Here is a 15415-nt window from a genome sequence, read left to right as displayed (position 1 = left end):
GTCATCGCCAACGGAGACCATGCCATGAACATACCGCTGAAGCCGCAGACATCTCAGCCTGCACGCGCGCTGGCCGGCAAGGTCGCGCTCGTGACGGGCTCGACCAGCGGCATCGGTCTCGGCATCGCACGTGCCTTGGCTGCGGCCGGCGCCGATGTGGTGCTGAACGGCCTCGGCGTTGCCGCCGAAATCGGCCGGACACGCGAGCAGATCGCCGCCGAGTTCGGCGTCAAGGCGAGCTACTCGCCGGCCGACATGACCAGGCCGAAATCGATCGCCGAGATGATCGCGGCGACCATCTCCCAGTCCGGCGGGCTCGACATCCTCGTCAACAACGCCGGCATCCAGCATGTGGCGCCGCTCGAGCAGTTTCCGGTCGACAAATGGGACCAGATCCTCGCGATCAACCTGACCTCGGCCTTCCACACGACGCGACTCGCGCTGCCGGCGATGCGCCAGAACGGTTTTGGCCGGATCATCAACATCGCCTCGGCGCACGGCCTGGTCGGCTCGCCGTTCAAGGCGGCCTATGTCGCGGCCAAGCACGGCATCGTCGGTCTGACGAAGGTGACGGCGCTGGAGACGGCGGAGGACGGCATCACCTGCAACGCCGTGTGCCCGGGCTACGTCTATACGCCGCTGGTCGAAGCGCAGATCGACGGGCAGGCCAAGGCGCACGGCATTTCCCGCGATCAGGTGATCCGCGACGTGCTGCTCGCGCAGCAGCCGAACAAGCGCTTTGCCACGGTCGAGGAGCTGGGCGCGCTGACGGTGTTCCTGTCGACGGATGCAGCGGCTTCGATCACCGGCATCGCGCTTCCGGTCGACGGCGGCTGGACCGCGCATTGACATGGGCGGGGACATGGGCCGGCGTAACAAGCCGCAGCGAGCCGCGAATATTGGATCGGTGCAAGCTCACCAGGAGCGAGACATGAACGGCATGCAGGACAATACGCAGGGCATGGGCGCGGATCTGCCGGGCCAGGTCGTGCTCGTGCTCCAGGGCGGCGGTGCGCTCGGGTCCTACCAGGCCGGGGTGTATCAGGCGCTGCACGAGGCCGGGATCGAGCCGGACTGGATCATCGGCACCTCGATCGGCGCCATCAATGCGAGTCTGATCGCGGGCAACGAGCCTGGCCAGCGGCTGGCGCATTTGAAGGAGTTCTGGAAACGGATGGAGCAGAATCCGGTCTGGAATCTGCGCACGGCGTTTCCCGGCTTCAACGAGAAGCTGGCCTATTGGTCGACCGTCACCAACGGCATTCCCGGCTTCTTTCGTCCCAATTCTCTGGCGCATGCTGGTGATTCCTATCCGCTTGGCGCCGATCACGCCGGCTTCTATTCGACCGCGCCGCTGGAGAGGACGCTGCTCGATCTGGTCGATTTCGGCCTGGTCAACCGCTGCTCGCCGCGGCTGACCGTCGGCGCGGCACATGTCCGCAGCAGCCAGATGCGCTATTTCGACAGCCGCGACGGCGAGCTGACCGTGAAGCATGTGATGGCCTCGGGCGCGTTGCCGCCGGCGTTCCCGGCGGTGCGCATCGACGGCGAACTCTATTGGGATGGCGGCATCCTGTCGAACACACCGACCGAAGCCGTCTTCGACGACAATCCGCGAAAGGACTCGCTGATCTTCGCCGTGCATCTGTGGAATCCGATTGGCGCCGAGCCGACGACGATGGCGGAGGTGCTGAACCGGCACAAGGACGTGCAATATTCGAGCCGCATCGCAAGCCAGATCGCCCGCCAGCAGCAGGCCCACCGCCTGCGCCACGTCATCAACCAGCTCGCCGCGCGTCTTTCCGAGAGCGAGCGCCGCGACCCCGCGGTGCGGGAATTGATCAGCTATGGCTGTCCGACCCGGATGCATGTCGTGCGGTTGCTGGCGCCGCAGCTCGACCGTGAGACCCACACCAAGGACATCGACTTCAGCCCGTCCGGCATCATGCGGCGCTGGGACGCGGGCTATGCGCACACGCGATCCGTGCTCGAACGAAAACCGTGGGTCGGCGAATTCGATCCGCTCGCCGGCGTGGTGCTGCACGAGCATATGGACGTGCTGCCGATGGCGGCGGAATAGTGGCCTCGTCGGTGCTTGTTTTCTTGCGGTGACGATGTTGCGAGAGCGCAGTCTGGGCTATTGTCGCGGCATCGTCGTCGCGAGGCAGCCATGGTTAATGAGAAGGATCTCGAGGCAGCGCTCGATCTCGTCCGCGCTCGCGCCGCGGGAGCGGATGCAGGCGTGTTCGGTCCTGACACGTTGACCTGGCGGATCGACTGCGAGGCCGTCGTCTTTCTCGGTGCCGGTCGCGCGTTGTTGCTGCAACTGGCGCATCCCTGGGTCGCCGCCGCGATCGCCGAACACTCGAAAACTCTTGCCGATCCGATTGGCCGTTTCCATCGCACCTTCGACATCGTCTTCGCCATGGTGTTCGGCTCGCTTGACCGCGCATTGCTGTCGTCGCGCCAGCTGCACCGGCGTCACAGCATGATCGTCGGAAAAATGCCGGAGACTGTCGGCCTCTTTGCGGCAGGTTCGCGCTATTGTGCCAACGACATCCCGTCGCTGCGATGGGTTCATGCGACTCTGGTGGAGTCCGCGCTGATGGCGCACGAGCTGGTTCTGCCACCTTTCTCTGCGGAGGAGCGCGAGCGCTATTGGGCCGAGAGCCGATTGTTTGGTGCCTTGTTCGGGCTGACGGCGGACGACCTGCCGGCGGATTGGTCGGGCTTTACGGCCTACACCGCGGCGATGGCGCAGTCGGAGACGCTGACCGTCAGCCCGGCGGCGCGCGAGATCGCGACGCAGATCTTCAGCGGTGCGCGACCGTGGCTGCGGCCGCCGCGCTGGTATCGCGCGCTGACGGCGCGGATGTTGCCGGAGCGCTTGCGTGCAGGTTTTGGTTTCGAGCTTGACGCGCGGGAGATCCAATCCGCCGACAATGCCCTGCGCTGGATCAAGCGGCTCTATCCGAAGCTGCCGGATCGGCTGCGCTATGTCGGCCCCTACCAGGAAGCGCAGGCGCGGCTGCGGGGCGAACCGCAGCCCGACTGGATGACGCGCTGCCTCAACCGCGCCTGGATCGGACGGCCGCAGATGGATGTGCGCGGCAAGAGGCGATCTTAGTTCCATCATGCTGAGGTGCGAGTGGCGCGATGCGAAGCATCGCGCCGGGAGCCTCGAAGGATGCACGGCCCGCCGCTGCAGCCGGGCCGTCGCCCTTCGAGGGCCACTGAAGAAGCGGCCACCTCAGGGTGACGGCGATAGATAGGCGCTCGTTTCTCCACACCGTCATTGCGAGGAGCGCTTGCGACGAAGCAATCCAGACTGTCACCGCGGAGGGGATTCTGGATTGCTTCGCTGCGCTCGCAATGACGGAGCTTGTGGAAGCGCCGTCGCGCCTCACACCGACGCCAACTTCCGATACAGCGCGCTATAGCTGCCGGCCGAGATGCTCCAGGAGAACGACCGTCCCATGGCGCTGCGGCGCATGGTGTCGAGCTGGTCCTGTGCCCTGAACGCCGAGAAGGCCCGGCGGACGCCGCCGAGGAAGGAATCGCGCGAGGGTTTCGAGAACAGGAATCCGGTTTCGCCGTCGGTGATGGTTTCGGCGAGGCCGCCGGTCTGGTGCCCGATCGGCAGCGAGCCGAAGCGCTGGGCGTACATCTGGCTGAGGCCGCACGGCTCGAAGCGCGACGGCATCAGGGTGAAATCGCTGCCCGCAAAGATGCGGCGCGCCTGGGCGTCGTTGAAGCCGATCACGACGCCGATGGCGTCGGGGCGGCGGCGATGCGCGTCGATCAGGGCCTGCTCGAGCGCTGGCTCGCCGGAGCCGGTGACCACGATCTGCCCGCCGGCATCGACGATCTCGTCGGCCGCCGACAGCACGAGGTCGATACCCTTCTGGTGCACGAGACGCGCGACGATGCCGAACATCGGTCCGCGCGAGACGGCAAGCCCGAACTGCTTGCGGACGTAATCAGCATTGGCCCTCTTGCCGACCCAGTCGCCGGCGCCGAACTGCTGGGCCAACTGGGCGCAGGAGCGCGGGTCCCAGCTCTCGTCGATGCCGTTCAAGATGCCGGTGAGCTCGGCGGCGTCCGAGCGCAGGCGGAGCAGGCCCTCCAGACCGCAGCCGAACTCGGGCGTGGTGATCTCGCGCGCGTAGGTGCCGCTGACCGTGGTGAGGTGGGAGGCGTAGACGAGGCCGGCCTTGAGGAAGGAGAGCTGGTCGTAGAACTCGATGCCGTCGATGTGGAAGGAGCTCTCCGGTGCGCCGATCCGCCGCAGCGCCTCCTTCGGGAAGAGGCCCTGATAGGCGAGGTTGTGAATGGTCAGGATCGACGGCAGCTTGGCGCCCTGCCAGGCGAGATAGGCCGGCACCAGCGAGGCCTGCCAGTCATTGGCATGGATCAGGTCTGCTGCCCAATTCTTGTCCAGCTTGCCCATGGCCAGCTCAGCGGCTGCCGAGGCAAAGCGCGCGAAGCGGATGTCGTTGTCGGGCCAGTCGCGCCCGGACTCGTCGCCATAGGGGTTGCCGGGCCGGTCGTAGAGTTGTGAGCAGAGCAGCACGTAGACCGGCACGCCGTCCTTGGTCGCGGCGCGGCCGAGCGAGCAGGCCGGCATCTCCGCGAACGCCGGGCAGCGGCCAACGATCTGAATATGCGTGAGTTGTTCGATGATGTCGCGATAGCCGGGCAGCATGACCCGGATATCGGCAAAGGAGCGAAGCGCGCGGGGCAGGGCCGCAGACACGGCGCCGAGTCCGCCGACGCGGACGAAATCGTCCATCTCTGTCGTGACGAACAAGACCCTCAAGAACAGTTGCCCTCTTCCGATCCCGTTTGCTGCTATGCAAGAACGGGTCCAGTTGCCCACGAATTCTTAAAGCCCGCCCACGCGGCGCATCCGTTCGGTAAAGACTTTCCTACTCAGCCGCCGCCCTCTAGGGTCGGCGCATCAACAAGAGAGAACATTGAAGGTTCCAAGGGGCTTCGGGGATGCAGTTAGCAGATAAGCATGAGGGGACGTTGACAAAGGTCATGGCGGGTTTGCGGGTCCTGGACTTCTCGACCACCATCGCCGGTCCTCACTGCGCGCGGATGCTTGCCGACATGGGCGCCGAGGTCATCAAGATCGAGACCGACGGCGGCGAGACGATGCGGACCCGGCCGCCGCTGCGCAAGGGGTGCAGCACCACGTTCGGCCAGCTCAATGTCGGCAAGAAGAGCGTGGTGCTCGACCTCAAATCCGAGGACGGCAAGGAGGCGGTCCGCCGGCTGGCCGCGACGTCCGACATCCTGGTCGAGAACTTTCGCCCCGGCGTGATGCACCGGCTGCGGCTCGACTACGACAGGCTGCGCGCCGTCAATCCGAGGCTGATCTATTGCTCGATCTCCGGCTACGGCCAGAGCGGCCCTTCGGCCGAGCTGCCGGCCTACGCGCCGGTGATCCACGCGGCCTCCGGCTACGACATGGCGCATCTCGCCTACCAGCCCGGCCGCAACCGCCCCGATTATTGCGGTATCTATCACGCCGACGTCGTCACCGGCACTTACGGCTTCGGCGCGATCGCTTCCGCGCTCTATCAGCGGACCGTGACCGGCCTTGGTCAGCATATCGACGTGTCCATGCTGGAATCGATGCTGTCACTGACGCTGACGGAATTGCAAAGCGCACAATTTGCCGTGAAGCCGCCGCCGCGCCCGATGTTCGGCCCGACCGAGACGGCAAGCGGCTACGTCATGATCACGGTCGCCAGCGAGAAGACGTTCCAGGGATTGATGGGCGTGATCGGCCGTCCCGAATGGATCACCGATCCGCGCTTCGCGACCTATGCCGCGCGCCGCGAGAACTGGGCGGAGGTGATGGACGGCGTCGAAGCCTGGTCGCGGCAGCTTGCGACCGATGCCTGTCTCGCAGCGCTCGGCGCGGCCGGCGTGCCGGCCTCGGCCTATCGCACCGTATCCGAGGCGCTGGCCGATCCGCAACTCGCGCACCGGCAGGCGCTCACGTCCGTGCAGGACGAGGGCGGCTCCTTCCGGGTGCTCAACCTGCCGTTCCGGATGTCGGGCGCCGACACCACGCCCGGCAAGACGATGGCCGTGCTCGGCGAGCATACCGATGCGCTGCGCGATGAGATCGGACTTGCCGATGATGCGCCAATTCCGACAGGCAAAACAGCCGCGACACGCTGAGCAACCTTGCGCTGCACATGCGGCGTGCGATCTGGCGCGCGTTCCTCTTGCCGTCGCGTGCTTTTGTCGCCAATCTCGCCTCCAGTCATTCAGCGATCCGAAACATCGGACGAGGGATCCCGGGAGGAACCATGACGAAGATTGCTGCCGCGGCGCGCAAGCACGCGCCGATTTTCCTTGCTGCGGTATTTGCCGTCCTTCCGCTGGCTGAGCCCGCGCAGGCGCAGAAGTCCGGCGGCAGCATCACCGTCGGCCAGGAGCTGGAGATTGCAGGCTTCGATCCCCTGAAAGTCGGCGTCTACGATACCTCGACCTTCACCGCTGCCGCCGCCATCTTCGACACGCTCACCACGCTGGATGAGAAGGGAGAGGCCGCGCCAAAGCTCGCGGTGTCCTGGACTCATTCCGACGATTACATGAGCTGGACCTTCAAGCTGCGCGAGGGGGTCAAATTCCACGACGGCACGCCGTTCAATGCGCAAGCCTTCAAGGAGAATTTCGACCGCCAGAAGGATCCGGCCAACAAGTGCCGCTGCGCCTTCTATATCACCAACGTCAAGGAGGTGCTGGCGCCGGACGAATACACCCTGGTCTACAAGCTCACCGATCCCTCGGTGAATCTGCCCGCGGTGATCACCATCCAGAGCCAGAACAACGCCATTCATTCGCCGACGGCGTGGAAGACCAAGGGCGACGACTACAATCGCAATCCCGTGGGCACTGGTCCTTACGTCCTGAAATCATGGACTGCCGGCGACCGCATGGTGCTGGAGAAGAATCCCAGTTACTGGGACAAGGGCCGGCCCTATCTCGATCGCATCATCTTAAAGCCATTGCCCGATGCACAGTCGCGCTTTGCCTCGCTGCAATCGGGCGAGGCCGACATCATCTGGGACGACGAGAACGACGCCGACAACATCATGAAGGCGCAGAAGGACTCCAAGCTCACCGTGCACACCTACAAGGGCTCGGGCGCGCAGGTCTACGCCTTCAACACCAAGGTCGCGCCGTTCGACGACGTCCGCGTGCGTCAGGCGCTGGTGATGGCGATCGATCGCCCGAAAATGTCACAGGCGATCACCAACGGCCTGAGCCGCCCCGCCAGCAATCCTTACGGCGACGGCTCCTGGGTCAAATGCAAGGACGACGGCGCGCTGCCGTTCGACGTCGAGAAGGCCAAGGCGCTGATCAAGGAGTACGGCAAGCCGGTCGAGTTCAAGATGCTGGTCACCGCGACGCCGCGCGGCCGCATGGTCGGCCAGGTGCTCCAGCAATTCTGGAAGCGCGTCGGTGCCAATATGGAGATCGAGCAGGTCGATCAGGCCACCATTCCGTCGCGCGCCTTCACCCGCCAGTTCCAGATGACGCCGTGGCGCATCGTCGATCTCGCCGATCCCGATCCGCAGATGTACGCGAATTTCCGCAGCGGCAGCCCGCTGGCGCTGGCCGGCTTCTCGAATCCCGAGCTTGACAGGCTTCTGGACCACGCGCGCGTCACCGCCGATATCGGCCAGCGCACCGAGGATTACTGCGCCATCAGCCGCTTGATCAACAAGGAGGCGATCTGGTTCTGGACCTTCCAGAATACCTATTACGCGTTGTCGAGCGCCAAGCTGAAGGGATTCCCGAAGATGTACAACGGCGTGATCGACGTATCGAGGACCTGGCTGGAATGATGGCGCGATGCTGAACTTCGTCGTCCGGCGGCTGCTTGCCATGCTGCCGGTGCTGCTCGCCGTCTCGCTGCTGACTTTCCTGATTGCCTCGCTGCTGCCGGGCGATCTCGCTCTTGTCATCCTCGGCGATCAGGCGACACCGGAGAATGTCGCGGCGCTGCGCCGCGACATGGGGCTCGACCAGCCGCTGTGGTGGCGTTATCTCAGCTGGCTCGGCCACGTCCTGCAGGGCGATCTCGGCCGCTCGTACCGCACCGGGCAGACGGTGCTGCAGGCGGTTGCCGAGCGCATTCCGGTCTCGCTGCAATTGATGCTGATGGCCGAATTCATCGGCCTCCTGATCGGTGTTCCCGTCGCGATTGCCTGTGCCGCACGTGCCGGCGACGCCTTCGACCGCTTCATGACCGGCAGCGCGTTCGCGATGCTGTCGATGCCGTCCTTCCTGGTGGCGATCCTCCTGATCTACCTGTTCGCGGTCGAGCTGCATTGGCTGCCCGCGACTGGCTATGTGCCCTTCACCGAGGAGCCGCTCGGCAATTTGCGCTTCTTCGTGCTGCCGGCGCTGACGCTGGCCCTCGCCGAATGGCCGGGCATCATGCGGGTGCTGCGCTCCGACATGATCGCGACCCTGCAGGAGGACTATATCGCGCTCGCAAAAGCAAAGGGCCTCAAGCCCGCGCGTATCCTGTTCGTGCATGCGCTGAAGCCGTCGTCGCTGACCCTGGTGACGGTGACCGGCATCAATATCGGACGCCTGCTTGGCGGCACGCTGATCGTGGAATCGATCTTCGCGCTGCCCGGCATCGGCCGGCTGCTGGTCGGGGCGATCTACACCCGCGACCTCGTCATTCTCCAGGGCGTGGTGCTGCTGGTTGCCAGTGGTTTCGTCATCGTGAATTTCATCGTCGACATGCTCTACGCCGTGCTCGACCCCAGGATCCGCCATGGCCACGCTTGAGCTCTCGATTCGAGACGAGGCGACGCCCACGCCGGTCAGGCGCAAGCGCAAGCTTGGCCTGTTGTTCTGGATCGCGAGCGGCTGGCTCGCGATCATCCTTGCGCTCGCGATCCTCGCGCCGGTGCTGCCGCTGCAGAACCCTGTCGACATGGACATGCTGGAGCGTCGCGCGGCGTTCTCTTCCGAGCACTGGCTCGGCACCGACGGGCTCGGCCGCGACGAGCTGGCCCGCTTGATCTTTGGCGCGCGGACGTCGCTGACGGTCGGGCTGATCGCACCGATGATCGGTCTGACGCTCGGCGGCGCGCTTGGCCTGCTCGCCGGCTATTTCCGCGGCCGGTTCGAGACATTGGTGGTGGGCAGCATGGACGTGCTGCTCGCCTTCCCGCCGCTGATCTTCGCGCTCGCCGTGACCGCTTATCTCGGCCAGTCCGTCCCCAACCTCACCCTGATCCTCGGCGTGCTCGGCATTCCCGCCTTCATGCGGGTGGCGCGGGCAGCGACGCTGACGCTGGCGCGGCGGGAATTCGTCATCGCGGCCGAGGCGCTCGGCGCCAGCCATGCGCGCATCCTCTTGCGCGAGCTGTTGCCCAACGTGGTCCTGCCGCTGCTCGCCTTCTTCCTGCTCGGCGTCGCCGTCACCATCGTGGTCGAGGGTGCGCTGTCCTTTCTCGGCCTCGGGGTGCCGCCGCCGATGGCGAGCTGGGGCAGCATGATCGGGGAGGGGCGCGACAGCCTCGACGTCGCGCCGCGGCTGGCGTTCCTGCCGGCGGCCGGACTTTTCGTGACCGTGCTGGCCTTTAATCTGGTCGGCGACACCTTGCGGGCGCTGACCGATCCGCGTCAGGGGGCGCTGTGAGCAGCCCGCTCTTGACTATCGCGGACGTCGCGGTCGAGCTGCCGACGCCGCGCGGCAATTTGCGCGCGGTCGATCATGTCGACCTGTCGCTGGAGGCGGGCCGCACGCTTGGCATCGTCGGCGAATCCGGCTGCGGCAAGACCATGCTGTCGCGCGCGGTGCTGCAGCTGCTGCCGAAGAAGGCAAAGCTCACCGGCCGCGTGATGTTCGACGGCCAGGACCTGGCGCGGCTCGCGCCGGAAAGCCTGCGGCGCCTGCGCGGGCGCGACCTCGCAGTCGTGTTCCAGGACCCCATGACCTCGCTCAATCCGGTTCTCACCATCGGCACGCAGTTGATGGAGACGATCCAGGAGCATCTCGAGCTCGATGCTCCGGAGGCACGCAAGCGCAGCATCGAGCTGCTGGCGGCCGTCGGCATTCCCGCGCCGGAGCAGCGGCTCACGCAATATCCGCATCAATGTTCCGGCGGCATGCGCCAGCGCATCGCGATTGCGATCGCGCTGTCCTGCGAGCCGAAGCTCTTGATCGCGGACGAGCCGACCACGGCGCTCGACGTCACCATCCAGGCGCAGATCCTCGATCTGCTCGCGCGCGAGCAGCGCCGCCGTCACATGGCGATGATCATCATCACCCACGATCTCGGCGTCGTTGCCGGCCGCGCCGACGAGGTCGCGGTGATGTATGCGGGCAGGGTGGTGGAGCGCGCACCGACCTCGGCCTTGTTCAAGCGCATGCATATGCCCTACACCGAGGCGCTGCTGGCGGCGATCCCGAAGCTGGACGCCGCGCCGCACACGCCGCTGCCTGCCATCTCCGGCCGTCCGCCCGATCCGACCCGGCCGCTGCGTGGCTGCTCCTTTGCGCCGCGCTGCCGCTATGCCACGGGGCGCTGTCATGAGGCCAAGCCCGCGCTGACGAGCGCCGAGATGCCTGATCACCTCTACGCCTGCTTCCATCCCATCCAGTTGGCGGAAGGAGTTGGCGCATGATGCAGCTTGCAGTCCCGGAAGTGCCGCTTCTGAACGTCGACAATCTCGTCGTCGAATATGGCCTGGGCAACAAGACGGTGCATGCCGTCTCCGGCGTCAGCCTTCAGGTCGCGCGCGGCGAGACGCTGGGGCTTGTCGGCGAATCCGGCTGCGGCAAGTCGACGCTGGGGCGCGCGGTGCTGCAGTTGCGCCGCGCCAAATCCGGGCGCGTGCTGTTCGACGGCGAGGATCTCACCGCGATGGAGGGCGAGACGCTGCGCAAGATGCGCCGCCGGGTGCAACTGATCTTCCAGGATCCGATCGCTTCCCTCAACCCGCGCCGGCGGATCGGCGATATCGTGGCCGAGCCGCTCATTATTGCCGGCATCAAGGATGCCGTAGAGCGCAAGCGCAGGGTTCACGAGGTGCTTTCCGCGGTCGGGCTCGATCCTGATCTCGTGGCGGGCCGCCTGCCGCATGAATTCTCCGGCGGGCAGTGTCAGCGCATCTGCATCGCGCGGTCGCTGGTGCTCAATCCCGAATTCATTGTCTGCGACGAGCCGGTCTCGGCGCTCGACGTCTCCATCCGCGCGCAGATCCTCAACCTGCTGGAGGAGATGAAGACACGCTTCGGCCTGACGCTGCTGTTCATCGCGCATGATCTTGCGGTGGTCAAAGCGGTCAGCGACCGCGTCGCGGTGATGTATCTCGGCCGGCTTTGCGAGGTCGGCCCTTCCCAGCAATTGTTCGCAAACCCCGCGCATCCCTACACGGCGCTGCTGTTGCAGGCGATCCCGGTGCCCGATCCGGACGTTCGTCCCGCCGAGAGTGTGGCAGCCGGCGAGCCGCCATCGCCGATTGCGCCGCCGTCCGGCTGCCGCTTCCGCACCCGCTGCCTGCGGGCCGATCAGCGATGCAGCGCGGAGATACCGGAGTTGCGCGAAATCGCACCCGGCCAGTTCGCGGCTTGCCATCATCCGCTGGCCTGAACTAAGACCGGTTTGTCTCGTCTTGCCGGCCATGGCATGCTGGCGCGGCGACAAGAAGCATGCGGGAGGATGCCGATGAAGAGTTTCAAGGTTGCCGATTTCAAGGCGCCGCTGCAGGAGTTCGACGAGGCGACGCCGCAACCGTCGGGCACGCAGGTGTTGATCAAGGTGAAGGCGGCCGGCGTCTGCCACAGCGATCTCCACATCTGGGAAGGCGGTTACGATCTCGGCCACGGCCGCAAGCCGCTGTCGCTGAAGGACCGCGGCATCAGCCTGCCATTGACCATGGGGCACGAGACGGTTGGCGAAATTCTGGCGTTCGGTCCCGACGTGAAGCCCACCGACCAGGGCGACCTGAAGATCGGTGACGTCGGGCTTGTCTATCCCTGGATCGGCTGCGGCAAGTGCGCCACCTGCCTTGGCGGTGACGAGAACATGTGCCTGACCCCGCGCTCGCTCGGCGTCTATTGCGACGGCGGCTATTCCGATCACATGCTGGTGCCGCATCCGCGTTATCTGCTCAATCTGAGAGGGCTCGATCCGGCGACGACCGCGCCCTATGCCTGCTCTGGCGTCACCACCTACAGCGCGCTCAAGAAGGTCGAGCAGCATTTCGACACGCCGATCGTGATGTTCGGCGCGGGCGGTCTCGGCCTGATGGCGCTGTCGCTGTTGAAGGCGATGGGCGGCAAGGGTGCGATCATGGTCGATATCGACGCCAGGAAGCGCGAGGCGGCGGAGAAAGCTGGGGCGCTCGCCACCGTCGACCCCAAGGCACCGGATGCGCTGGAGCAGCTTGCCAAGAAAGCGGGCGGGCCGATCCGGGCCGTGATCGACCTCGTTGGCAACGCCGCGACGACGCAGCTCGGTTTTGATTGCCTCACCAAGGGCGGCAAGCTCGTCATCGTCGGCCTGTTCGGCGGCGGCGCGACCTGGGCGCTGCCGCTGATTCCGATCAAGGCGATCACGATCCAGGGCAGCTATGTCGGAAACTTGCGCGAAACGCAGGAGCTGCTTGACCTCGTTCGCACCAAGAAGGTGCCGCCGATCCCGGTAACGACGGCCCCGCTCGCCAAGGCCAACGAGGCGCTGGTGCAATTGCAGCAGGGCGCAGTGGTCGGGCGCACGGTGCTGACGCCGTAACGAACGCTCTCTCCGTCGTCATTGCGAGCGCAGCGAAGCAATCCAGAAGCCCCTCCGCGGAGACAGTCTGGATTGCTTCGTCGCAAGAGCTCCTCGCAATGACGAGATCATTTTGACCTTCGCGCAGGAACCCCCATGTCCGCAAATAACGCCTTCCACATTGCCGTGCTCGCCGGTGACGGCATTGGTCCTGAAGTCATGGCGCCGGCCATCGAGGTGCTGCGCAAGGTCGGCGATAAGTCGGGCCTGGGCTTCCGCTTCACCGAGGCGCCCGCCGGTGCCAACAATTATCTGGCGACCGGCAAGTCGATGCCTGACACCACCATCAGACTGTGCGAGGAGGCGGATGCTATCCTGCTCGGGGCCTGCGGGCTGCCGTCGGTGCGCTACCCCGACAATACCGAAATCGCGCCGCAGATCGAGCTGCGCTTCATCTTCGATCTCTATGCCGGCGTGCGGCCCGCGCGCCTCATTCCGGGCGTGCCGAGCCCGATCGTCGGTGCCGACCAGCGCGGCATCGATCTCGTCGTCATCCGCGAGTCCACGGAAGGGCTGTTCGCCTCGATGGGCAAGGGCGTCGTCACCCATGAGGACGCGCGCGAGACCATGGTGATCACGCGTCGGACCTCCGAGCGTCTGTTCGAGTTTTCGTTTCGCCTGGCCGAGCGGCGCAAGGCGCGCGGCAAGCCGGGGATACTGACCTGCGTCGACAAGGCGAACGTGTTCAAGGCGTTTGCATTCTTCCGAGGCATCTTCGACGAGATCGAGAAGAAGCACCCTGGCGTGAAGACCGACCGGCTCTATGTCGATGCCTGCTCGGCAATGCTGGTGAAGCGCCCCTGGGATTTCGACGTGATGGTGATGGAGAACATGTTCGGCGACATCGTCTCCGACATCACCGCGAGCCTGATCGGCGGCCTCGGCATGGCGCCGTCGGCCGACATCGGCGACAAATACGCCGTGTTCCAGCCCTGTCACGGCACTGCGCCTGACATCATGGGGCAGGGCAAGGCCAATCCCACCGGCATGATCCTGTCGGCGGCGATGATGCTGGACTGGCTCGCCGACAAGCACGGCGTCGAAAGCGCGGCGGAAGCGGGCGAGACGATCGAGCGGGCCGTGGACCAGGTCTATGCCGGCGGCATCAAGCCGATGGAGTTCGGCGGCAGTAACGGCACCGCCGACATCACGAAGGCGGTGCTCGCGGCGCTTTGAGCTGCGGTCAAGGAACGGCGCCACATCACCTCAAAAGAAAAGGGGCCCCCGGGCCCCTTCGTTCACCAGCGGCGCCAGTGGCGGTGGCGCCAGCCCCACGGACGCGGGCCGTAGAAGCCCGGACCGCCGTAATAGCCATAGGAGCGGTAGTAATTCGGGCGCCACCAGCAGCGGCCCCAGGGGTTACAGACCCAACGCACCTGATCGACGTTGGCGGCAGGGCCCTTTGCAATCTGGTCCGCCTGCGGAATGCCGTTCGGCATTGCCGCAAGGGCCGGTCCCGAGGCGAGTGCCACGCCGCCGATTGCAGCCAGACCAAGCACAGCAAATTTGAGTGTCATCGCAATCTCCCTCATTGGTGGCGGGAGAACTTTCGACGGATCAACTGGTTGCTACCGCACTAAGCTGCCCGAGGAATTTAATCTTCCTGAATGCTTGTTCAGGCCGTCTGGCCCAGTTGCTTCGCTGCGCTCGCAAGGGCGTGGTGAGTAGGTGCGCTCGCAACAATGGCGGACTCACTTCCCCTGGAACTTGGGCTTCCGCTTCTCCATGAAGGCCTGCCGGCCCTCGCGGAAATCCGCGCTGTCCATGCAGGCATGGCCGATCGCCTTGATGGCCTCCATGTCGCGCTGGCTTTCGTCCTTCAGCACCTGCGCGATCGTGATCTTCGCGGCCTTGATCGCAAGGGGGGCGTTTTCGGAGATGGTCTGCGCGATCGTCATCGTCTCACCCCAGAGCTCATCGATCGGGAACAAGCGCTCGACGAGGCCGATACGCAGCGCCTCCGCGGACTCGATGCGCATGCCCGTGTACATCAGCAGCCGTGCCCAGGACGGGCCGACCAGCGACACCAGGTGCTTCAAGCCGTCATAACCATAAGCGATGCCGAGTCTGGCCGCGGGGATGCCGAACTGGCTGCCGTGTGCGGCGAGGCGGATATCGGCGAGCATCGCGACCTGCATGCCGCCGCCGAGACAAAAGCCCTGGATGCAGGCGATCGTCGGCTTGGGAAAGTCGGCGAGCAGTGCGCGCTGGACGGCGCTGCGCTTGGCGTATTCCTCGGACGCCGCCGCGTTATGGCGGGTCTTCTCGAACTGGCTGATGTCGGCGCCGGAGACGAAGGCTTTGCCGCCGGCACCGCGCAGGATCACAACGCGCACCGTCTCGTCGTCGCGCAAGGCCGTCAGCGCCTCGCCAAATCCTTCCCACATCTCCAGCGACATCGCGTTGCGCTTGTCGGGATTGTTGAAGATGATCACACCGACGCCGTCAGTGACGTGCTTGAGGATCTTGCCGTCGGCGTAGGATTTCTCACTGAAGGCGTCAGGCATCGCGCGCTCGCTTGTCGTAAGGCGAGCGCAATGTGCGGCCCGGCAGGGCCTCAGTCAACCGCGGCGAGGCGAGCGGCT

At 65.5% G+C, this 15415-nt stretch carries 14 protein-coding genes; 11 read left to right on the top strand and 3 right to left on the bottom strand.

What is annotated here, in order from left to right; genetic code table 11:
• The first annotated feature begins 24 nt into the window (after nt 1-24).
• The 3 genes from XH84_RS05395 to XH84_RS05385 all read left to right on the top strand — a co-directional run bounded on the left by XH84_RS05395 (nt 25) and on the right by XH84_RS05385 (nt 3127).
• Nucleotides 25-849, top strand: a complete 825-nt coding sequence (locus tag XH84_RS05395; protein WP_128916885.1) for a 3-hydroxybutyrate dehydrogenase — start codon at nt 25-27, stop codon at nt 847-849.
• Between the two features lie 82 nt (nt 850-931).
• The gene (locus XH84_RS05390; protein ID WP_128916886.1) at nt 932-2080 is read left to right on the top strand and encodes a patatin-like phospholipase family protein; all 1149 of its coding nucleotides are present in this window, start codon (nt 932-934) and stop codon (nt 2078-2080) included.
• A gap of 90 nt (nt 2081-2170) precedes the next feature.
• Nucleotides 2171-3127 carry an oxygenase MpaB family protein gene (locus XH84_RS05385; protein ID WP_164935913.1) on the top strand — a complete coding sequence of 319 codons (957 nt, stop codon included), beginning with the start codon at nt 2171-2173 and terminating at the stop codon, nt 3125-3127.
• 276 nt (nt 3128-3403) lie between these two features.
• Here the strand turns inward: XH84_RS05385 and glgA are convergent, their stop codons facing one another.
• Nucleotides 3404-4819 carry a glycogen synthase GlgA gene (gene glgA, locus XH84_RS05375; protein ID WP_128916888.1) on the bottom strand — a complete coding sequence of 472 codons (1416 nt, stop codon included), beginning with the start codon at nt 4817-4819 and terminating at the stop codon, nt 3404-3406.
• 182 nt (nt 4820-5001) lie between these two features.
• On the opposite strand from glgA, the gene XH84_RS05370 reads away from it, so the two are divergent.
• The 8 genes from XH84_RS05370 (at nt 5002) to XH84_RS05335 (ending at nt 14006) form a co-directional block, all read left to right on the top strand.
• Nucleotides 5002-6198 carry a CaiB/BaiF CoA transferase family protein gene (locus XH84_RS05370; protein ID WP_128916889.1) on the top strand — a complete coding sequence of 399 codons (1197 nt, stop codon included), beginning with the start codon at nt 5002-5004 and terminating at the stop codon, nt 6196-6198.
• Between the two features lie 131 nt (nt 6199-6329).
• On the top strand, nt 6330-7874 hold the full coding sequence (locus XH84_RS05365) for an ABC transporter substrate-binding protein (protein WP_128916890.1): 1545 nt from the start codon (nt 6330-6332) through the stop codon (nt 7872-7874).
• 7 nt (nt 7875-7881) lie between these two features.
• Nucleotides 7882-8832, top strand: a complete 951-nt coding sequence (locus XH84_RS05360) for an ABC transporter permease (protein ID WP_128916891.1) — start codon at nt 7882-7884, stop codon at nt 8830-8832.
• Nucleotides 8819-9691: an ABC transporter permease gene (locus XH84_RS05355; protein WP_128916892.1), complete on the top strand. Its 873-nt coding sequence runs from the start codon at nt 8819-8821 to the stop codon at nt 9689-9691. Before XH84_RS05360 ends, XH84_RS05355 begins: the two co-directional genes overlap by 14 nt.
• Nucleotides 9688-10680 carry an ABC transporter ATP-binding protein gene (locus tag XH84_RS05350; RefSeq protein ID WP_128916893.1) on the top strand — a complete coding sequence of 331 codons (993 nt, stop codon included), beginning with the start codon at nt 9688-9690 and terminating at the stop codon, nt 10678-10680. The genes XH84_RS05355 and XH84_RS05350 overlap by 4 nt, the downstream gene beginning before the upstream one ends.
• Nucleotides 10677-11648: an ABC transporter ATP-binding protein gene (locus XH84_RS05345; RefSeq protein ID WP_128916894.1), complete on the top strand. Its 972-nt coding sequence runs from the start codon at nt 10677-10679 to the stop codon at nt 11646-11648. The genes XH84_RS05350 and XH84_RS05345 overlap by 4 nt, the downstream gene beginning before the upstream one ends.
• 75 nt (nt 11649-11723) lie before the next feature.
• Nucleotides 11724-12791, top strand: a complete 1068-nt coding sequence (locus XH84_RS05340; RefSeq protein WP_128916895.1) for an alcohol dehydrogenase — start codon at nt 11724-11726, stop codon at nt 12789-12791.
• Between the two features lie 135 nt (nt 12792-12926).
• On the top strand, nt 12927-14006 hold the full coding sequence (locus XH84_RS05335; protein ID WP_128916896.1) for an isocitrate/isopropylmalate dehydrogenase family protein: 1080 nt from the start codon (nt 12927-12929) through the stop codon (nt 14004-14006).
• Nucleotides 14007-14068: 62 nt separating this feature from the next.
• Here XH84_RS05335 and XH84_RS05330 read toward each other — a convergent pair whose 3' ends face one another.
• Nucleotides 14069-14347, bottom strand: a complete 279-nt coding sequence (locus XH84_RS05330; protein WP_128916897.1) for a hypothetical protein — start codon at nt 14345-14347, stop codon at nt 14069-14071.
• 174 nt (nt 14348-14521) lie between these two features.
• A complete protein-coding gene (locus XH84_RS05325) occupies nt 14522-15337 on the bottom strand; it encodes an enoyl-CoA hydratase (RefSeq protein ID WP_128916898.1) in 816 nt (271 codons plus the stop codon).
• Nucleotides 15338-15415 lie beyond the last annotated feature (78 nt).

The organism is Bradyrhizobium nanningense (genome assembly GCF_004114535.1).
In the GTDB taxonomy this organism is placed as follows: domain Bacteria; phylum Pseudomonadota; class Alphaproteobacteria; order Rhizobiales; family Xanthobacteraceae; genus Bradyrhizobium; species Bradyrhizobium nanningense.
This window is presented reverse-complemented; position numbering and strand designations above follow the sequence as displayed.